Raw genomic sequence first — 20,451 nt, 5'->3', positions numbered from 1 at the left:
CACTTCCGTCTTTCATATTTTATCATATTTTATCATATTTTATCATTTTTTTACGTAAAAAGCCAATTATCTGAATGTCCACACGTAATTTAGGGAAAAACTTACCGTCGGAACGACAATTATGCCAATGAAAAAACCTGTTTGATAATTCCACTGTATTACTTCTGTTGTTATATACATAATGATTACATTTAATAACAAGCCCACGATGGCAACGGCAAAAAATTTAATAAAGTACATCTTATTCTTGGCCATTACCCCAAATGTCCATAAGCTGTTTAACAGATAAGAAGTTAGAAAAGCAGTCACAAAGGCAACGAAAGTCGCATATACGGCATTCCAATACCAAAACTCGACTAAAGCGGCCAGTACAATGCCATGAACGCCGGTCACCATTCCGCCAACAATACCAAATTTTATAACCTTTTTCCAAAGCTGCGCATCATTTTTCCAGCGGCTGTAATTATCTTCTGTTATCATTTTTAGTTTCACAACAATATTTAATTATGATGGATTCATTTCCGCCCTTAAGCCGGCTGCGCCGTCCTTTCATATGCTTATCCTCCGGTATAATTTTTTCATTAAACGCAAAATCGCTGCTAATCTTTAAGTACAAGTTTTGAAGACTTAAGTAATAGGCCTAATTCCCGAGTATCCTTGTTAAGTCCCATGTTTTGCGGTACAAAGATGTTGCTTACGGAAAATTTTAAGTCAACGGAAGCGGAAACGGAATGGTTATTTGTAATATAATTGTCCAAATTTAGTACTAACGGGTATGTCCCACTTTCGGAAAAAGTTATATCGCTCACAAGGGCATCGCCGCAATGAATTGTGAGCCTCTGCGGTAAAACTTGCTGTGGAACAAAGACTTCAAAATAAACGTTTTCTTGTTCCGCCGGGTTTGGAATTGCGGCAATCGCGCTTCGCCCAATCCAGCCATCATCAAACTGGCCAGACCATTGAATCATCTTCTCAATGTCGCCGATCTGGTATAAACGATACCCGCGGTAAACTTTGTCTAGGACAATAAATGGGGCTTGGGGTTGTATAATCAAGCAGGATTTGCTTTGTAGATTTTCACTTTTTACTGTCACATGATCGGCCATTCTTTCAAAGTGGGAGTGCGCAGCAACAAACGGGGCCACCCCCCGGACTATCCAGTAAGCAGAATTTTTTCCGGGCATAAATAGTATGTAATCGCCTTTTTTAGGTTTTAATATGGTGTCGTTCCATTCATTTTTTATAGAATACAGTTTTTTCTGCTCTTCCGTAAGCGATTGTCCGGTAAAAAGGCTGCGAATGCCATATACTTCCGTTTGTAAGGAAAAAACCTGTTGCAGCATAAGCCGCGAAGAATAAGCAGGTTCTTCAAAATCATTCCATTGTTCCAGCAGCAAACGGTCACCCGGTTTAGCCAATTCAGCATATTTTCGGATTGCTTCATAATACATAGAGTCGTTTATCCGTTGCGACACCGCCACATAATAACCGTAAATCAGCCCATAAAACTTAAATATACTAATAAGCAGCAAAACCAAAACTATTAGGCTGCGGGTACACTTGTATAAGCGCAATACAAAATATCCGGCCACAATGCACGCTGTTTGAAATAAGGCGCCGGGAATATATAAATAATAAGCCTCACCCCATCGCCAGCAAAGCATGCCTAAAAAATAGCCCCATCCAGTCAACAAGATTCCACATATAATTATATATATTTTTTGGCCGGCTTGTTCTGATTGTTGAAACCGCCCACTCCATGCAAGTACCAACGCGGCGGAAAGCAAGCCAAAAAAAATAACATCCGGGGTTTGCTGAAGATAGAATAATAAATTCTCTTTTATACCAGTTATGTTTATAACAAATTTAGTATATGCTTCCGCTGAAATTTCTGGTCTCAGCGCATAGTAACCAAGGCGCGAGACAATTACCGCCGCAATGCCAACAAGGGACGTTTGCAGCCAGGCAGACAAAAAATGTCTTTGTTCCGGTATTCGCATATAGGAAACGGATAGTCCGGTAAGCCAAAATACAGACGCAGCTGCTAAAGTCTCTTTCGTCCAGTTGGCGCATAAGCTGCATATAAAAATTGCTGCTAAGGCGGCAATGGCGGTGCGGCGGCTTTGACACTCAAGATAAACGGCATTAGCGGCAATAATCAGAAACAGAAACAAGGATGCCTGAATTTCCGACTTGCCTAATGTATATACCGCTTCATATATACTAGAGCCGGTAATAAAAAAAATGCCTGCTGCCAGTCCGGCAAAGGTTGACCGCGTAAATCGATTGACTAAATATATTATTATCAACCCGTTTAACAAAACCGTCAGCGCCTGGAATAAATAGAACGCCGCCGGCGAATCGCCCCATAAGGAGCAGGCCAATAATTTACCTAACCAGTATATAGGCTGAAAGCGGCCGGTTTCCGGGTCCGGCAATAATCCAGCCCAATTCTGGCTAACATTCCTTACAGCCACTACAGTGCCGGCATCATCCAAATAGCCGAAGGGCGCCTCATATGCAGACGGAAGTACAGTAACGCCCCAAACTGCTAAAAATAAAATATAACACGCCAATTTCGCTTTGCATAACGGGGGTAAATAATTTCTCACATTTGTGTCTCCTAACTTCACTTGGCTGGCATACATTTATATTTTTCTCGTTCCCCCTTAACAATACTAACTTTCCTGATTATGGTCAAAACCATATAGATCCCTGATTATGTACAGGGGACGTTCTTTTACTTCAATAAAGACTCTGCCTAAATATTCGCCAATTACTCCCAAGCCAATCAACTGTATTCCGCCAAGAAAAAGCATAACAACCATGATTGAGGTATAACCGGGGACATCGACGCCTCTTATCAAATATTGAAGAATAAGAATAAGAACATACACAAAAGATATGATTGACAATGCCACGCCGACGTAGCCCCAAACTTTTAGGGGAAAAGAACTGAAGGAAGTGATTCCTTCCAAGGCGAAATTCCACAATTTCCAATAATTCCAAGTTGTTTGTCCGGCCCAGCGAGGCTGTTGCTCAAACAATATAGACTTCTGTTTAAATCCAATCCAGGCAAAGAGTCCTTTCATAAACCTGGTTCTTTCCGGCAATTTTTTCAAAGCTTCGACAACACGTCTGTCCATGAGGCGAAAATCGCCTGTATTTTGAGGAATATTAATATCACTTAGTTTTTTAATTATTCGATAAAACAAAAGAGCGGTAGTCTTTTTCAGCCAACTTTCACCAAGCCGTACTTTTCGCGTCGCATAAACAACATCATAGCCTTGATTCCATTCATTTATTAATTCACTTATGACTTCCGGCGGATGTTGCAGGTCGGCATCAAGCAAAACGACAGCATGTCCCGCAGAATAATCCAGGGCCGCCGTCATCGCAATTTCCTTGCCAAAGTTTCGGGAAAAATTAATAATTTTTATTTTATTATTTTTTTTGCTATAATCAATGAGCATTTCCAATGTGTTGTCGGTACTTCCGTCATTGACGCAAATAACCTCATAATCATAATTAATTTTTCCCAAAGAAGACAATAGTCGCTCAAAAAATGGCTCAATACTATTCATCTCATTGTACATCGGCACCAAAACAGAAATTTTTTTACTCATGTACACCCCTCGCCGCTAGTCAGCTATTCAGATCACATAAATAGTCTTCAAGTGCTTCCTCCCAAAGGCGGAATGGATCGCCCTGCGCCATCTTCAACATGTAGTTTTCCATAACTGAATAAGCCGGGCGAGTTGCCGGCAAAAGATATTCCCCCGTGGTAATGGGTTCAACAGCAATGTTTACTCCGGCAAATGCAAATATTTTAACAGCAAACTCATACCAGGAGCAGGCCCCATTACCTGAGCCATGATAAACGCCATAGGCATCAGTAAGCAATAATTGCCTGATCGCCCAGACTAAATCCTTGGAATTGGTCGGGCTTCCTATCTGGTCGCTGACAACCCGCAATTGCTTTTTCTCCTTGGCTAAGCGCAACATGGTTCTTACAAAATTATGTCCATCGCCATACAGCCAGGATGTACGCACAATATAATGCCGTCCTAATATTTCCCTGATAATGTTTTCCCCGTATAGTTTTGTTTTCCCATATACGCTCAGCGGGTTTGTTGGGTCAAATTCCCGGTACGGCCTAGTCCCCTGACCGTCAAATACATAATCCGTGCTAATATATACCATTCTGGCATGGTGCTCAAGACACTGAGACGCCAAATTCTGCGAACCAATAACGTTAACTTTATATGCGCCGTCAAAATCCTGTTCGGCGCCGTCGACATTCGTATAGGCAGCGCAATGAATTACCGCCTGGGGTTTGACTTCCTGGAAAACACTGCGTACTTTATCTTGATTGGTAATATCCAAATTATCAATATCAGTCAAAATCAGTTGCTGGTCTGCATCCATCTGCCGGGAAATTTCCTGGCCTAATTGTCCCTTGGCGCCTGTAACCAGTATTTTCATCAGATTTCATCCTAACTCCTAACGTTTTGCATACATTTTTTTGTAATATTCCCGGTATTCCCCGGATTTAATGGCCCGCCACCAGTCAGCATGCTCTTGATACCACGCCACTGTTTCTATTAAGCCCTGTTCGAATGTATATAACGGCTTCCAGCCAAGTTCCCTTTTTATTTTTGTCGCATCTATCCCATAGCGCCGGTCATGACCGGGCCGATCTTTCACATATCTGATCAAAGTGTCGGGCTTGCCTAGCGCAGCGAGAATATTGCGAACGATTTCGATATTTGTTTTCTCATTGTTACCGCCGATATTATACACTTCTCCGACGCTTCCCCGGTGTAAAACCTGATCTATGGCCTGGCAATGATCGCTGACATGGAGCCAGTCCCGTACATGCAAACCATCCCCGTATACCGGCAGTTCCTTATTTTCCAAGGCGTTAGTCACCATCAAAGGAATAAGCTTCTCAGGAAAATGGTAAGGTCCGTAGTTGTTGGAACACCTGGTAATATTGACCGGTAAACCAAATGTTTCATAATAAGCCCGCACCATAAGATCAGCGCCGGCTTTGCTGGCAGAGTACGGGCTATTGGGAGCTATTGGGGTTTCTTCCGTAAAAAGGCCCTCAGCCCCTAATGCGCCATAAACCTCATCGGTGGAAACCTGCAAATATTTCTTTACCCCATACTTTTTGGCCTGATCCAATAAAACCTGAGTCCCCATGATATTGGTTCTAATAAATTTCTCCGGCTCTTCAATGCTGCGGTCCACATGAGACTCCGCCGCAAAATTCACTACATACTCAAAAGAATAATCGGCAAAAAAAGCATCCATGGCCGCATGGTCGGCAATATCCGCTTTGTGGAAAATATAATCGGCGTCGGTTTCTATGTCCCGCAGGTTGGCAAGATTCCCCGCATAGGTCAACATATCAACATTGATTATTTTATATTCCGGATATTTGTTCAGCATATGCCGAACAAAATTACTGCCAATAAAACCGGCGCCGCCGGTAACTAAAACATTCGTAGTCATATTTGCGCTCCTACCTGTTTTTAGTCGACCAATCAAAATTTATTTCCGAATCATCCCAGGGTATGCGATATTCATCCGGATCAGCAGGATCATAAGACTGAGATGTAAAATAGACAATAATTGCCGGCGAAGATCCCAGGACGCGGTAACCATGAGCCACGCCGACAGGTATTAAGAGGATTTGCGGATTATCTTCACCGAGATAGAATACATTCGTTTCTCCTTTAGTCGGCGACTCTTCCCGTACGTCATACAACACCACCTGCGCGTTTCCTGCGGGAAAGAACCAAATATCATCCTGCTTCTTATGGTAGTGAAAAGCTTTTATCACCCCCGGATAACTTTTTGACAGGGAAGCCTGCCCAAAATTTTTCAATAGTTTATCGTCATCCCGCAGAATCTCCATAAAAAAACCGCGATCATCACTGTGGCGCACCAGTTTTTTTATCTCTACTCCCTGAATCATGGCGTCACCCCTAAATCCAGGATAATATCCCGGGAAAGTTCTGTTGCTTTTATCAGTGACGGAAACGTCCCGGCATCTGTCCACCAGCCGTTAAGAAAATCATACGTTAAGTTTCCTTGCTGGATATATACATTGTTTACATCGGTAATTTCCAATTCTCCCCGCCCGGAAGGCTTCAGCGTTTTTATGATGTTAAATACGCTGGAATCATACATGTATATGCCGCTGACAGCGTAATTCGATTTTGGCTTTTGCGGTTTTTCCTCAATAGAGATAATTCGGTCGTCCGATAATTCAGCCACACCATACCGTTCCGGATCTTCAACTTCTTTAATTATTATTTTTGCGCCGTTTTTTTGGACGGAAAAGTTTTTGACATATTCAATAAGTTCATCTTCAAAAATATTATCACCAAGAATTACTACACAACGATCCTGGCCAACGAAGTGTTCCCCTAAACCCAATGCTTGCGCAATGCCTCCCGGTTGGTCCTGAATGCGATAAGTAAATTCCAATCCCAGTTCGTACCCGCTGCCCAGCAAATTTACAACAGCGCCCATGTGTTCCCTGCCTGTAACAATAAGGATTTCCGTAATACCCGCCCTTGCCAGTCTGGCAATTGGATAATAAATCATCGGATATTTGCCAACAGGCAATAAATGTTTATTGGTCACTTTTGTCAAAGGATACAGGCGTGAACCCGTACCTCCCGCCAAAATAATTCCTTTCATGCTTTTATTTCTCCTATCGCAAGTAATATGGTATTTTTTACCTGTTATTAAGAACCTTTTATCTTCTTTATCTTTTAATAACAAACATCACTGCGTGTATACCAAGTATAAGTTTTTTCTATCCCGGCCCGCAGCGGGGTTTTAGCCTGCCATCCTAATTGATTGATACGGCTTACATCAAGAAGCTTGACCGGAGTTCCGTCCGGTTTCGTTGCGTCATAGACGATATCTCCTGCAAAGCCGACAATTTCCCGGATCATTTCCGCCAATTCACGAATGGGCAAATCCTTTCCTGTACCTATATTAATAATATGATTGCTTTCGTAATTCTGCATCAAAAAACAACAAGCTTCCGCTAAATCATCCACATACAAAAATTCACGCCGCGGCTTACCGGTCCCCCAAACAATAACTTTATCCGCGCCAGTCTCTTTTGCATCGTGAAATTTTCTTATAAGCGCAGGCAGAACATGGGAGGTTTCCAAATCAAAATTGTCGTTTATACCGTACAGATTTGTTGGCATAACAGAGATAAAATTGTCGCCGTATTGTTGTTTATAATACTGACACAATTTTATACCGGCAATTTTGGCAATGGCATAGGCCTCGTTGGTTGATTCCAGAAATCCGCTTAGCAAATACTCTTCTTTAATGGGTTGAGGACAAAATTTCGGATAAATGCAGGAACTGCCAAGAAAAAGCAGTTTTTTTACGCGCCACTGGTGAGCGGCATGAATAAGGTTAGCTTCAATCATGATATTATCATAAATAAATTCTGCCGGATATGTGGAATTTGCGCCGATTCCTCCCACTTTGGCCGCCGCCACAATTACATAATCCGGCTTCTGGTCGGCAAAAAATTGATCTACCGCTTTTTGCGACCGTAAGTCCAGTTCCCTGCTTGTCCGCATAATCAATTGTTCATACCCTGCTTTTTGCAATTGCCTGACAATAGCTGAACCGACCATTCCCTGGTGACCAGCTACATATATACGTTCATTATGTTCCACCGTCCAATGCTCCTTCCGTTTTTTAGCGTTAATAGCTCTGCTGGACAAGCAATCAGTATCCTGGAAGATATTCTAATCTATTCGCGTAAATAGCGTTACCAGGCAGGGTAACGCTATGAAAGCAAGACAGTATTAATAAGCTCCGTTTTTATTATATATTGTCTTTAAAGTTTTCAACAGCAAAACCACGTCCAGCCACATGGACCAGTTCCTCACATACCAGGAGTCCATCTGAACCCGTTCCGCATATTCCACATCATTACGGCCGTGGACTTGCCAAAAGCCGGTCATGCCGGGACGGACCAAGTAATAATCAAGAATATAATCACCATATTTGGATATTTCTTCCTGAACAATAGGCCTTGGCCCCACCAGGCTCATCTCACCTTTTAGGACATTTAAAAGCTGCGGCAGTTCATCCAGACTCGTTTGCCGCAGAAATTTACCGATCCGGGTAATGCGGGGATCGTTTTTTAGTTTGAAATCCTTTTCCCATTCCTCTTTCGCATCAGGGTTAGCCGATAAATACTGTTGCAAAACTTCCTGAGCATTAATTTCCATCGTGCGAAATTTGTAACAGCCAAACATTTTTCCGTTGGGTCCGACGCGTTTATGGGAAAAAATCACCGGACCGGGAGAGTCCAGGTATATAATAACACTGATAGATAAGAGCAGCGGCGCTATGGCAATCCCGCCAAAGGTAGCCAGAACTATGTCAAATATGCGTTTTAGCATGCGGTTGTACGATTGGGCCAGATTATTGCGCACGTTAAGCAAGACAATTTTTTCATTGAGCAGCGTATCCAGTTCCATTGACCCCACCGGAATACCAAAAAGGTCGGGAACAAAGGTTATATTACGCACATAGGGCTGGAGACGGTAGACGATATCTACAAGTCCCTCCCGTCTAAGACCCGGCGCAGCAATAAGCACATTCTTAACGGGAACCTGCTTGACAGCCTCTTCAGCATCGGCAAATGAACCGATGACCGGAATGCCGTGAAATGCCGGACCGATATTTTCCCGATTATCTTCAATCAGGCCGACAACCTTATATCCCAGACCGCTGTCCCGGCAAAAAGCCTGCATCAAAAGCTCCGCCGTCTTACCGGCCCCGACGAGAACGACCGGTATCTGCCAGAGATCAAGAGAGATTAGCGCCTTTTTGACTAAATAGCGGCAGCAAGCCAGGTAACCAAAAGTAAATACACCCAGCATAATCATAAAAGGACGCGACAGATGCTTCACAATCTCGGTCATGTACATAATCATAAGAATGAAAACAAAGGAATAAACCGTAATTTTAAATATCTTTTCTGTCTGCTGCCACAGTGGAAGACGCCGGGTATACATATTGTCAAAATGCATAAAAAACAGTACGGTCAGTGGAATGGCCACATATGTGTACAGGTTGGGAATATCCGTGAACGGCAACAGCGGCAAAAATCCAGGCAGTAAGTTAACCCGCAGCATGTAGGCAGTCCAAATTGCCAATATAACAGCTGCATAATCGGTACATACAAAAATGGTGGGAACTAACAAACGTCTAAGTTTGTCGGTCAGTTTCGCTGATCCAAATATTCCAGAATCTAAGGAAAGAGTCTGCGGTTTTGCTTCAAACATTTCTATATCAACTCCTGGCATAGCCTATAGCTTTAAATTTGCCATAAATGCATAAAATCCTGCAAAAACCGTTCTTTATCTTCAAGGTAAATGTTTCAATTCAAATCTATTCTTTTCCATAGCAGAGAATTACCGTAAAGATATACCCCATTCTTGTTTAAATACTGAAAAGGACGTATAATTTTATAAAAAGTTAGGAGTTAGGAGTCTGTCTCGATGAAAATCTTATTCCATTCCAATCAATTATCATTACGAGGTACGGAGGTTGCTTTATTTGATTATGCCCATTACAATGAGGAGATACTGAACAATGACTCGCTCATTGCTGTTAAACGCGGGAAAATACATCACCCGATGGCGGTAGAAAAATTTCACAATCGATTCCGGGTGTTTTATTACGACACATTGGAACAGTTGCAGAAATTGGCTGAGGATGAAAGAGTAGACGTTTTTTATGCAATTAAGGCCGGAGAAAACGACGGCATATTGTTAAAAGGAATAAAAAACTGCGTCCATACCGTATTTAAGTACTATGATCCCCACGGTAATGTGTATGCTTACGTATCTGAGTGGCTAAGCCAAGAAATGAGCGGCGGCAAAGTACCGTATGTGCCGCATATTGTCCATTTGCCGAATGCGGAAGGTGATTTGCGCAAAGAATTGAATATCCCGGAAAACGCCACTGTATTCGGTCGCTACGGAGGCTTGGAAACATTTGACATCCCTTTTGTCAAACGATTGGTATATTCAATTGCAACCAAACGTAAAGATATTTACTTTTTGTTTATGAACACCGAAAACTTTTTAGAAAGAAAAAGTTTTCTCAAAAAAAAATGGCTGAACAAATTTATCAGTCCGTTATTGTTTACTAATACTAAAATGAATAATATAATTTTTCTGGAAGGTATGGCTGATCCATATTATAAAACAAAATTTATTAAAACTTGTGATGCAATGTTACATGCCCGGTTACAAGGAGAGAGCTTCGGCATAGCTTGTGGGGAGTTTTCAATCTTCAATAAGCCTGTTATAACCTGTGATGCAAGTTTTATCAAAGAACGCAGTCATATTGACATTTTGGGAAATAAAGGAATATATTATGCCAACTATGATCAATTAAAAAAAATATTAGATAATTTTAATAAGAATCCCGGCAAGGATTGGGATGCCTATTCTCAAGAGTACAACCCTGTGGCAGTTATGACTAAATTCAAAGAAGTATTTATTGATGGCTAGCGGAGGTTACTTGTGCATACTATCAATAACGACATAAAACCAGGAATTACCGGCAAGATTGACAAAATTCAATTTTTTCTTGTATGTATCGCCGGTCTTTTAGTTAGTAATCATCAATCGGTTCAGGTTGTAAACATATTTTATGTTGTCGGTGCATTGCTCTTGATTAATGTAGTATTATTAACTAGAAAAATTCCTGTTATTGATAAAACCATGGTTATTATCGTCGGGCAGTTTTTTGGTCTGATTTTGTTCGTTAATTTATTTTCGCGGGATGTAGTACGAAGTTATGATTACCTGTATGATTTATTTCTAATGCCGGCGCTGCCATTATTTCTAATACCTTTGACAATAACGAAAAAAGAACAGATAATGTATGTTTTACAGATAATGATGTTTCCAGTACTAATATTAGCTATTAACACTGTCTTTGAAGGAGTTTATTATCATCACTTCTACTGGGATATCGTTTATTTTACCGGACATCATAACGTAAAAAACTTTGGTTTCCTGGCAATCATGCTGCTACCCTTTGTGTGGGCTTTCATGCAATTGGAAGAACACAAACAAAAGCAGCGATTGTGGGAAATTGTATTATTTTTATTTATGATCGGTATATTATGCAGTGCGCTCAGAGCTCTCTGGGGCTTTTTACCTGTATTTTTGTTGCTGAACGCTTATTTTGAAAAAAATAAAAAGCTGATTTGGGCGGCTAGCGCCGTTACAGTGATTTGTATAATGCTAATACCAATGTTAATGCCCAATATTATGACAAGAATAATGGTTAGTGACAGCCAAGACAGGCTTGCGATGACCTATACGGCCATCAAGATGGGCTTATCGTCACCTTGGGTAGGTATTGGCAGTAATATTTATCCAACTGTATCAAACAGTGCCGAATTTTATTCAGAAGGAATGCTGTATTTTGGTTATGCGCATAATATTTTCCTTATGTTCTTTGCCGAAACCGGGATAATTGGCTTAGTATCAATTATTGTCCTTTTTGGCGGGCTTATTAGTTATGCGTGGATACAATCAACGAAGCGGCATGACCAAATAATAGCGGCTTTTATTATTGCCTGGATATCGTTTATTAATTATAATTTTACCGACTATATCTTTCTAAATAAAAATGAAACTTGTTTTATGTTTTTTGTTATGGGATTAATGATTGCTTATTTGAATATTTTGCGTCAATCGCCTTCAGAAGGGGTAATTCTTTCGAAAGATCAACAGCTTGAAGAAATAATAACTTAAGTGAAGTGTTTAGCACAGAATCAATTTTTTTATTTTGCCGATAATGATGGACCAATCAAAATAATTCCTGGCTACTGCTACAATTTCCTCCGGTTTGCGCAGACTTTTTTCCCAAAGATTGATCTCCCAAAAAAGAGTGTTCGCCACTTCCTGCGGATTCCAACTGTCAGTTGTCAATCCCAACACCCCGTCCGCCGTCTGCATGGACATGCCGGTTGGCGTGCACACAATCGAGCATCCCTGGCCGAGAGCTTCCACAGCGACTAATCCGAAACTTTCCCACCGGGAAGTACTCAACAGAATCTTGCTTGTCCTCATGTACCGGAGTACTTCTGAGTGAGGCACCGGACCTAGCAATCTAACTCTTTCTTTCATATGATTGCTTAAATTATTATATAATAATTGAATATTTTCTTCCATTGCACCAATAATCACAAATGACCAATCGGGATTCTCCTTCAAAACAACAGGTATAGCCTTGAACAGGAGATCGGGATTCTTTTGTATTTGTTCCTTCCAGTTGCCGACTGAACATATTACGTTTTTTTTGTCAAGCAGATCTTGGGGATCACTGGTAAAGAACCCTCCGTTAGGTATCATTACAAATTTGTCCCTAATTGACGGCAATGCCTTTGCAAAAGACTTATACGCCTGAGAAGATTCAACAATAATGTAATCTACATCGAAGAATCCCCGGCGTTTAGCCCAATGATTTATCACCAGCATACGAGCCCAGTACTTTAAAAAAGGAAATGGCCGGCCGCTAAACTTTTTTTGAACCGCGAACGCAGGACTAAACGGGTTTAAAGTAAGACGCGCCTGATAACCGTCACTGTCCGCTTTGATGATTGTTTTGGCACCGGCTGATTTTGCTTGTTGAATAATAGCATAGTGTTGTTTCAACGGATGGAAAAGAATATAGACATCATGGGGATATTGCGCCATCCAATTGGCCTCAAAGATATCACCCCAACTCATCGTGATACAATTTTCCTCAGCCCGGCCCTCGCCGGTGCAAATCATATGCACGTCAAAATCCTGCTGCAACATTGAAAATAATATACCCGGATCTTTGTCTTTGTGCACCCGGACATCATATCCCGGGAAAACAATTGCAATTTTTTGCCGCATTGCTAAACTCCTCGCATAAGAAGATCTTCTCCTGATGAGAACCACTACGAAATTGAGCTTGATTTGCCTTGCTTCCTCATGAAATAATCTACCACTCCCTGCCAGTATGCATTACCCAGCCTTACTAGCGATGAGTTCCGCTTTATGAAGCCGCGCACTAAATGACGTATCGAAAATAAAAGAGAACGGATGATAAAATAAGGATAATACCTTATTTTGTATTTAATTTTTGCATACTTTTCCATGAAATATAAATTATTTCTGACTGAGTAGTACGCTTGGATGTGGGCATTGTTTGATACAGATGCCGATTTTTTATGCCATATTACCGCTTGCGGCACAACAAGCAGAGGTATTCCCTTCCGGTTTAACCGCATACAATAGTCCACATCTTCAAAATACAAGAAATAACGCTCATCCATGGGGTATTGAAAAAATACTTTTGCCTTAGCAAACATGCAGCACCCGGACAGCCAAAGGGATGTATACGGCTCTGATAACATTTGCTTATCTTTTTCGTGCATATGGATATGAAACGGTTTTCCCTTTCGCCAGTTGATATCCGCCCCGCAAAACCAAATTTCACGGTCGGTACCGTATTTATATATTTTGCCGGACAGCAAGGCGACCTCATACTGATTGGCGTAGTGACGAAGGAGTTCAAGGCTATCCGGTTGTACGACGGTATCGTTGTTTAATAGCCAGATATGGGCCGCGCCTTCTTGAAGAGCTTTTTCGATCCCAATGCGATTTCCTGCGGCAAAACCAAGATTGTCGAAGTTGGCCATTATAGTGACTTGGGGGAAAGCTTCGGAAATTCGTTCGACACTTCCATCGTCTGACGCGTTATCAATAACAATGACTTTAAATTGCCTGTCGTTTAGTTGATATAAAGATGTCAGACATTCCAGTGTGTCGTGGCAAGACTTATAATTTACCAAGATAATATAAACCATGTCTTCTCCATCCAACTATTTTAAAGCTTTAGAATCTGACTTACCTCGCGCATTACTTCTTCAGCAGTCACTAAACGGACACATAATTTGTCGCGTTCACATTCTCTGCCGGTATTATAGCAGGGTGAACAATCTAAAAATTTGCTGATCGGCGTACATCCTTGGCGGGGTGCCCACTGCACCGGCGTGGTCGGGCCATAGATGGCGACCGCCTTAGTACTTGTAGTTGCGGCAAAATGCAGGACTGACGTACAGCCGCAAATGACCAGTTCAGCTAAACTAATTAAATAAGCGGTTTCCCTGATGTTTGTATCGCCAACAAAGTTATAGACTCCTCTAAATCCAGACGCTCTGCTCCGGTGTTCTTTGCCACCGACAAGGACAGGCTTGTAGCCATGCTTCTTTAAGAATCCGATAACTTGCCGGTAGTTTTCTTCCGGCCAATCCTTTAGATCCGATAGCGAATATGGCGCTAGTACAACAAGCTTGTCTTTCTCAATATCAATACCCGCGGTCCGTAGTAACCGGTCTGCCTTTTCTTGTTCCAAGGCTTTGAGTGGCGCCATGACCAGCTTGTAGTTCATAGTGTCAATTCCGGCATATCTGGCAACTGCCAACGTATTTTCGGCTTCATAAACATCAGAACTTGGCGTACCTAACACTTGATGGGTAAGAAAAGACTTATTCAGCGGGCTTCGGCCTATCCGGACAGGTATTCTTGCCAACCAGGAAAATAAACTGGACCGGTAGTGATAATCCAATATTAAAGCGAAATCAGAGCGCCATATCTTTTTTATTATTGGAAATACCCTGTCTCCTTTTTCATAGACAATAAGCTCATCTACATACGGGTGACCTTCTAGTATATCTCGAGCCGAAGGAGAAGCCAGAAAAATCGTCCGGCTCTCCGGATATTTCTCCTTAATCGCGCGTAACGTCGGAGTTGATAACAATGTATCGCCTAAACTAGCTCTTTGCGCTACAAATACTTTTTTCACCGGTTTATTTATTTTCATTATCTTTCTTCGGTAAGTTCGTATATTTTTTCCAGCACCCTGTTAACACTGATTCCATTCATACATTGATGCTCCGGGCATTGGTCAGCCGACACAGCGCAAGGACAACATGCTTCATCAGTTGTAAGCACCACTGTATTGTCACTTAAGGGATGCCAGCGTTTAGGGGACGTACATCCATAAATGACCACCATAGGCACGTCTTGAGTTGCCCCAATATGCGTTGCTCCAGTGTCAACCGTAATAAACAAGTCCGTTTGTTTTAATACTGCCGCCAAATCTCCCAGTTCCGTCCTGCCGCAAAAATTGGCCACAGGCGTCTTGGCAAGCGCAATGACCTCAGCGGCATAGTCTTTATCTTCCGGCGCGCCGACGATGAAAAAAGCGGCGTCGATTTTCCAGAACAGCCGGTCAATAACTTCGGCAAAGCGTTCCTTGGGCCAGGTTTTTAAAGGAAAAGTACCCTTCACGCACAGCGCGATCTTATTTTTTCTCAGCGGCAATGTGGCAAACAGTTCCCGGGCTTTCTTTTCGTTCGCCGGCATAATCTTGGCCATCACCGGTTTACATGAGCCGGTGGCGCCGGAAAAACCCCGGACAATTGCCTGGTAGGTTTCAGCCTGCAGCGTATTGACGATATCGTGAGGTATCTTTACCGTATGGGTGAACAGTTTCGTCACATGACTGGGTTTATCGCCAAAGACCCTGTCCGGGCCTACCCGCACAGGTATGCCTGCCAGCCAGGTCAGGAGCGCCGGCCGAAGCTTGCGGTCAAAGGAGACTGCCAGGTCAAATTTCTGCTCGCGCAGCGTTCCGGCCATTTTCAGCATGCTGGCGACAGATTTGTGCTTTGCCTTATAGTCGTAAACTATTACATTATCAACAACCGGATTATTCCGGATAAGACCCGCCGCCACCGGACGCACCATCATTGTGACTTTCGCCTGGGGATAGGTCTTCTTGAGCAAAGCGACGGCACTGGTGGAAAGTAAAACATCGCCGATATTGACCAAGGAATGCACCAATATGTTTTTGTACTGAATATTTTTATACTGAGTCATAAACGAAACCCTCACTTGTATTTACTCGAACATAGATTCTCACGAAATGCTTAGAAATCGTCAGATGCTAGGCGCGACGAGGACCGGAGCGGAGGCGTACTGGCTGTACGTCGGAGCGAGGACCACAGGAGTAACGACGCAGATGGCGGTTTATAAGCATTTCCCTACTTTAAGCTGACTAGTTATTATTGCTTTAACAAACTTTAGTAGGTTCCCGCCTGGAAACAGATATCCCTGAATGCCTGCCGCCTGAGCCGCCGCAACATCCGATGCTTTGTCCCCGATCAGGATCGACCGTCCGGCGTCCACCGGCCACTCTTCGATTGCCTGTTGAATCATCCCCGGTCCAGGTTTGCGACAGTTGCAGCTGACGCAGTATTCTTCCACTACTCCGCTAATGTGATGCGGGCAATAGTAGAAAGCGTCGATGGCGGTACCGTGCTGTTTAAGTTCCCGGTTCATACAGGCATGCAGATCCCTTACATGCTGCTCGGTATAAAAGCCCCGGGCAACACCGGACTGATTTGTGATGACAAAAACCAACCACCCGTTATCTTTGCACCACTTGACGGCTTCAATCGCCCCGGGCATCCACGCAAAATCCTCCCGGCGGTGAACGTAGCCGTGGTCAATATTGAGTACTCCATCCCGGTCGAAAAAGACTGCGGGCTTTTTTTGCGTCATGTGTAACTCCTAACAGAAAGATGTGACATACTCCCACCACCTACGCTAACGCTTAGAGGTAGGGGCTTCCTACTATACGGATAAGCTGCTCCATCATTTTTTCAAGGCGGTCAAAGCGTTCTTCGCTCATACTTTACCTCACTTTCCAAAAAACTTCAAAAATCCAAAGATGGCCACTAATTGACCTATCCAGAATATAAACATCCATTTAATTATTTCACTCTTAGTTTCTTTAATCTCAACCCTAACGTCTGCTATTTCTTTTCTGACACCGGTAAACTCTTTGGCGAGGTCAGTCGCTTGACTTAATTTAAATTCGGTAATGCGTTGTTGCTCTGTACGGGCATCGGCCACTTCGTTGAGCAGTTTAATAAAATCATCGGCTGCATCGCCAAGTTTGGCGCGAACAGATTCGGGGAGTAATATCACACTCAATGGTTTCACCTCGCTTTGCTGTTAGATTTAAGTCATCCAGCACTATATGGAATAAGATTCGGGGAACGGTTTACCGCAGAGGCGCGGAGGACACAGAGGAACACAGAGAAAAGCAAAATTTATTTTGATAAAATTACTCGTTTAATGCCTTGTCTTAGAGTACTTACATTGAAATTTATTAATAGGCCAAGGGACATATTTATCATTTTTAAATATGATAACAATTGAGCCGTATGAATTGCGGAAATACAGTCGATTGCCTTAAGTTCAACAATTACCTTATTGTCAACAAATAGATCTAGTCGACCTTCCCCAACTACATGTCCTTTATAATTCAATCTAATTTTCTTCTGTCTTTCAAATGGAATATCCTTCAGTGTAAGCTCCGTTGCCATAGCTTCTTCATATACACTTTCTGCATAACCCGGCCCTAGTACTCTATGAACTTCTATTGCTGCCCCGATAATCTTTTCTGTTAAATGAACCATATCATCATTTGAATGACCTTTATCCATTCTCATCATCTCTCATCATCACCATCGGGTCCTAGTTATTACTATGATTTCCTCTGTGGTCCTCTGTGTCTCTGTGGTAATCGAATCTATTGATCGAATCTTCCGTTATTACAGATATCCCCCTTTTTCATCGAGATATTGGCAATAATCCTTAACTGCGTCCTCTAAGGTGTGAAATCCCCCGTTATAACCGGCAGCCAGCAGTTTGGACGGGTCCGCCTCGGTAAAACTTTGGTACTTGCCTTGCAGGGTTTCAGGGAAGGGAATATATTCGATCTTGCCGTGTCCTTTGGCCCTGATTACGCTTTCGGCAACGGCATTGAAGGTGTGGGCCTGGCCGGTTCCGCAGTTGAATATGCCGCTCTGTTTCGGTTTTTGCCAGAAATAAAGGTTGACCTTAACAACGTCTTTTACATAGATAAAGTCGCGCCTTTGCTCCCCGTTGCCATAACCGTCGGTGCCTTCAAATAAGCGAATGGCGCCGTCTTTAGCCAATTGGTTGTATAACTGGTAAACGATGGATGCCATGCGGCCTTTATGCATTTCCTGCGGTCCGTAAACATTAAAATAGCGTAAGCCGACGACCTGACTTTTAGCATGAGGTAAAATGCGGCTGACATAGCGGTCAAATTGCATCTTGGAAAACGCATAGACATTGAGGGCTCCTTCACATTCCGGACTTTCCTTAAAACCATTGCGGCCATTGCCATAAACGGAGGCTGAGGACGCATAAATAAACGGAACATGGTGATCCAGGCAAAAGTGCAGCAACGCTTTGCTGTACTCATAGTTATTGTCCATCATGTACCGGCCGTTGTATTCCATAGTATCCGAGCAGGCGCCGATATGGAATACGGCGTTAATATCCGCTTCATCGTAATAGCCGTCAATTACAGCCTGTTTAAATGTTTCCTTATCGATATAGTCGTTAAACTTCAAGGCATTCATGTTTTTGCACTTTTCGCCGTTGGTCAGGTTATCTACGATAAGTATATCTTCCCGGCCCTTCTCATTTAAACCGCGGACCAGGTTGCTGCCGATAAAACCGGCGCCGCCGGTAACGATGATCATGGGTATAAGCCCCCTTAGAATTTTATTATTAACGTGAAGATTTTGTGCTAATATATTGACATCTATTGGCATCGCAAGGAATGAAGAGAACGTTTTACCGCAGAGGCGCAGAGAGCGCAGAGGGTGTCTCTGCGGTTTCGTCCCCTATTCTCTCTTAACAAAACTCTCGAAAGCTTCCACAAGTTCTTCCCGGCTAATGGCATACGTTCCCAGTTTGGCCACTACCACGCCGGCGGCGAGATTAGCCAGTTGAGCGGCATCAGCCAGGTCGAGGCCGCCGGCCAGGGCGGCGCCCAAAACAGCTATAACCGTGTCACCGGCGCCGGATACATCAAATACTTCCTGGGCCCGTGTCGGGATGTGAACTTCTCTGGCATCATCAATAAGAGTCAACCCTTTTTCCGAGCGGGTCACCACAACCCCCGACAATTTGAACCGCCGGCGCACTTTATCCGCCGCCAGCTTTACCGCTTTGTCGCTATTGGTGACCGGTCGCCGGACAGCTTCACTAATTTCTTTCAGATTGGGTGTTAAAAGGTATGCTTCGCTGTATTTCAACCAATTGTCACCTTTAGGATCAACAATTATCGGAATCTTATGCCGGTTGGCGGCTTGGATGACACATTGGCAGAGAGCGGGAGTACAGAGGCCTTTCCCATAATCGGATATGATAATAGCGGCAACCCCGGCTTGGATCGATTGCTCTACATACTGACACAGCTTTTTTACCGCTGACGGGGAAACCGGTCTGGTATCTTCAAAATCAAGCCGCAGCATTTGCTGATGCCCGCCGATTACCCGCAGCTTGGTGGTGGTAGGCCGGTTGCCGGTAATGAGGCCGTCAGCCTCAACCCCGATATCCGCCAGCAGCTTGGTCATGCGATTGCGGTTGTTGTCCTGGCCGGTCATTCCCGCCAGTAATACCCGGCAGCCCAGCAGCGCCAAATTGCGCACTACGTTGGCTGCCCCGCCCAGCACTTCCTTCTCACTCAGCACCCGGGTTACGGGAACAGGCGCTTCCGGCGAAATCCGTTTCACCTCGCCAAAATAATACCTGTCCAGCATGACATCACCGACGACCAATACCTGGCAATCTTTTACCCGGCTGGCCAAAAACTCCGCCGCCAAAGCATAATTGTCAAACACCGGCCGGCACCTCGTCGATCATTTCACAAATAATGTGTCCCACCAGAATGTGGGCTTCCTGTATCCGGGCAGTTACGTTAGACGGCACTTTGATGCATACGTCACACAGGTCGGCCAGTTTGCCGCCTGTTTCGCCGGTCATGCCGACGGCGGCGGCGCCGGCGGCTTTGGCCCGTTCAATGGCGGCAACAACGTTCGGGCTGCTGCCCGACGTACTGATTCCCACCACCACGTCGCCCGGGCGGGCCAGTGCTTCCACCTGCCGCGCAAATACCAATTCATAGCCATAGTCATTGGCGACAGCAGTCAAAATTGACGTATCCGTGGTTAAGGCAACAGCCGGCAACGCCCGCCGTTCTCTCTGGAAACGGCCGACAAACTCGGCGGCCAAATGCTGGCTGTCGGCGGCGCTCCCGCCATTGCCGCAGAAAAAAACCGTTCTTCCCGCCAAAACAGCCTTTTTGCAAAGGCCGGCAAATGTTTCAATATCGGCCAGACATTCTTTCCTAGTTTTCTCGACCACAATAACATGATCCTGCATAATTTTCTCAACTAACATAGCAATGCACCCTTATTTTTTTTGTTATTTTGTT

The 20,451-nt window shown here is 43.6% G+C and carries 21 protein-coding genes; 2 read left to right on the top strand and 19 right to left on the bottom strand.

Annotated features, from left to right (window positions below):
* Positions 1-66: 66 nt before the first annotated feature.
* The 9 genes from MAMMFC1_RS11360 to wbaP form a co-directional block, all read right to left on the bottom strand.
* Entirely contained in the window at positions 67-492 is a 426-nt protein-coding gene (locus tag MAMMFC1_RS11360) for a GtrA family protein (protein WP_145987640.1), read from the bottom strand.
* Between the two features lie 107 nt (positions 493-599).
* Positions 600-2,612, bottom strand: a complete 2,013-nt coding sequence (locus MAMMFC1_RS11355) for a hypothetical protein (protein WP_126308617.1) — start codon at positions 2,610-2,612, stop codon at positions 600-602.
* Between the two features lie 66 nt (positions 2,613-2,678).
* Positions 2,679-3,626: a glycosyltransferase family 2 protein gene (locus MAMMFC1_RS11350; protein ID WP_126308616.1), complete on the bottom strand. Its 948-nt coding sequence runs from the start codon at positions 3,624-3,626 to the stop codon at positions 2,679-2,681.
* A 19-nt stretch (positions 3,627-3,645) separates the two neighbouring features.
* Positions 3,646-4,485 (bottom strand): dTDP-4-dehydrorhamnose reductase, encoded by an 840-nt coding sequence (gene rfbD / locus MAMMFC1_RS11345; protein ID WP_126308615.1) that lies wholly within the window; start codon positions 4,483-4,485, stop codon positions 3,646-3,648.
* Between the two features lie 18 nt (positions 4,486-4,503).
* Positions 4,504-5,520: a dTDP-glucose 4,6-dehydratase gene (rfbB, locus tag MAMMFC1_RS11340; protein ID WP_126308614.1), complete on the bottom strand. Its 1,017-nt coding sequence runs from the start codon at positions 5,518-5,520 to the stop codon at positions 4,504-4,506.
* Between the two features lie 10 nt (positions 5,521-5,530).
* Complete coding sequence (locus MAMMFC1_RS11335) at positions 5,531-5,986, bottom strand: dTDP-4-dehydrorhamnose 3,5-epimerase family protein (protein WP_126308613.1); 456 nt, start codon at positions 5,984-5,986, stop codon at positions 5,531-5,533.
* The gene (locus tag MAMMFC1_RS11330) at positions 5,983-6,717 is read right to left on the bottom strand and encodes a sugar phosphate nucleotidyltransferase (protein WP_126308612.1); all 735 of its coding nucleotides are present in this window, start codon (positions 6,715-6,717) and stop codon (positions 5,983-5,985) included. Before MAMMFC1_RS11330 ends, MAMMFC1_RS11335 begins: the two co-directional genes overlap by 4 nt.
* Before the next feature lie 74 nt (positions 6,718-6,791).
* Positions 6,792-7,727, bottom strand: coding sequence for a GDP-L-fucose synthase (gene fcl, locus MAMMFC1_RS11325; RefSeq protein WP_126308611.1), 936 nt, complete (start codon positions 7,725-7,727; stop codon positions 6,792-6,794).
* A gap of 132 nt (positions 7,728-7,859) precedes the next feature.
* Complete coding sequence (gene wbaP, locus MAMMFC1_RS11320) at positions 7,860-9,371, bottom strand: undecaprenyl-phosphate galactose phosphotransferase WbaP (protein ID WP_232035423.1); 1,512 nt, start codon at positions 9,369-9,371, stop codon at positions 7,860-7,862.
* Positions 9,372-9,773: 402 nt separating this feature from the next.
* Here wbaP and MAMMFC1_RS11315 point away from each other — a divergent pair, with 402 nt between their 5' ends.
* Both MAMMFC1_RS11315 and MAMMFC1_RS11310 read left to right on the top strand, forming a co-directional pair.
* Positions 9,774-10,586 carry a glycosyltransferase family 1 protein gene (locus MAMMFC1_RS11315; RefSeq protein ID WP_145987639.1) on the top strand — a complete coding sequence of 271 codons (813 nt, stop codon included), beginning with the start codon at positions 9,774-9,776 and terminating at the stop codon, positions 10,584-10,586.
* Between the two features lie 12 nt (positions 10,587-10,598).
* Complete coding sequence (locus tag MAMMFC1_RS11310) at positions 10,599-11,843, top strand: O-antigen ligase family protein (protein WP_126308609.1); 1,245 nt, start codon at positions 10,599-10,601, stop codon at positions 11,841-11,843.
* Between the two features lie 9 nt (positions 11,844-11,852).
* On the opposite strand, the gene MAMMFC1_RS11305 is transcribed toward MAMMFC1_RS11310, so the two are convergent.
* The 10 genes from MAMMFC1_RS11305 to MAMMFC1_RS11260 all read right to left on the bottom strand — a co-directional run bounded on the left by MAMMFC1_RS11305 (position 11,853) and on the right by MAMMFC1_RS11260 (position 20,417).
* Positions 11,853-12,974, bottom strand: coding sequence for a glycosyltransferase family 4 protein (locus MAMMFC1_RS11305; RefSeq protein WP_126308608.1), 1,122 nt, complete (start codon positions 12,972-12,974; stop codon positions 11,853-11,855).
* 44 nt (positions 12,975-13,018) lie between these two features.
* Positions 13,019-13,930 (bottom strand): glycosyltransferase family 2 protein, encoded by a 912-nt coding sequence (locus tag MAMMFC1_RS11300; RefSeq protein WP_126308607.1) that lies wholly within the window; start codon positions 13,928-13,930, stop codon positions 13,019-13,021.
* Between the two features lie 20 nt (positions 13,931-13,950).
* Positions 13,951-14,946, bottom strand: a complete 996-nt coding sequence (locus MAMMFC1_RS11295) for a glycosyltransferase family 9 protein (protein WP_126308606.1) — start codon at positions 14,944-14,946, stop codon at positions 13,951-13,953.
* A complete protein-coding gene (gene waaF, locus MAMMFC1_RS11290) occupies positions 14,946-16,007 on the bottom strand; it encodes a lipopolysaccharide heptosyltransferase II (RefSeq protein WP_126308605.1) in 1,062 nt (353 codons plus the stop codon). The genes MAMMFC1_RS11295 and waaF overlap by 1 nt, the downstream gene beginning before the upstream one ends.
* Positions 16,008-16,157: 150 nt before the next feature.
* Positions 16,158-16,691, bottom strand: coding sequence for a D-glycero-alpha-D-manno-heptose-1,7-bisphosphate 7-phosphatase (locus MAMMFC1_RS11285; protein WP_126308604.1), 534 nt, complete (start codon positions 16,689-16,691; stop codon positions 16,158-16,160).
* 138 nt (positions 16,692-16,829) lie between these two features.
* Positions 16,830-17,126, bottom strand: a complete 297-nt coding sequence (locus MAMMFC1_RS11280) for a hypothetical protein (RefSeq protein ID WP_126308603.1) — start codon at positions 17,124-17,126, stop codon at positions 16,830-16,832.
* Positions 17,127-17,245: 119 nt separating this feature from the next.
* Positions 17,246-17,641 carry a GxxExxY protein gene (locus tag MAMMFC1_RS11275; protein ID WP_126308602.1) on the bottom strand — a complete coding sequence of 132 codons (396 nt, stop codon included), beginning with the start codon at positions 17,639-17,641 and terminating at the stop codon, positions 17,246-17,248.
* Positions 17,642-17,749: 108 nt separating this feature from the next.
* Positions 17,750-18,712, bottom strand: a complete 963-nt coding sequence (rfaD, locus tag MAMMFC1_RS11270) for an ADP-glyceromanno-heptose 6-epimerase (RefSeq protein WP_126308601.1) — start codon at positions 18,710-18,712, stop codon at positions 17,750-17,752.
* A 144-nt stretch (positions 18,713-18,856) separates the two neighbouring features.
* Entirely contained in the window at positions 18,857-19,858 is a 1,002-nt protein-coding gene (gene rfaE1, locus MAMMFC1_RS11265) for a D-glycero-beta-D-manno-heptose-7-phosphate kinase (RefSeq protein WP_232035422.1), read from the bottom strand.
* A complete protein-coding gene (locus MAMMFC1_RS11260) occupies positions 19,851-20,417 on the bottom strand; it encodes a D-sedoheptulose-7-phosphate isomerase (RefSeq protein ID WP_126308600.1) in 567 nt (188 codons plus the stop codon). The genes rfaE1 and MAMMFC1_RS11260 overlap by 8 nt, the downstream gene beginning before the upstream one ends.
* Positions 20,418-20,451 lie beyond the last annotated feature (34 nt).

Origin of the sequence: Methylomusa anaerophila (assembly GCF_003966895.1) — a bacterium.
In the GTDB taxonomy this organism is placed as follows: domain Bacteria; phylum Bacillota; class Negativicutes; order Sporomusales; family Sporomusaceae; genus Methylomusa; species Methylomusa anaerophila.
The sequence above is the reverse complement of the archived record's forward strand: the minus strand, read 5'-3'. Positions and strand labels throughout refer to the sequence as shown.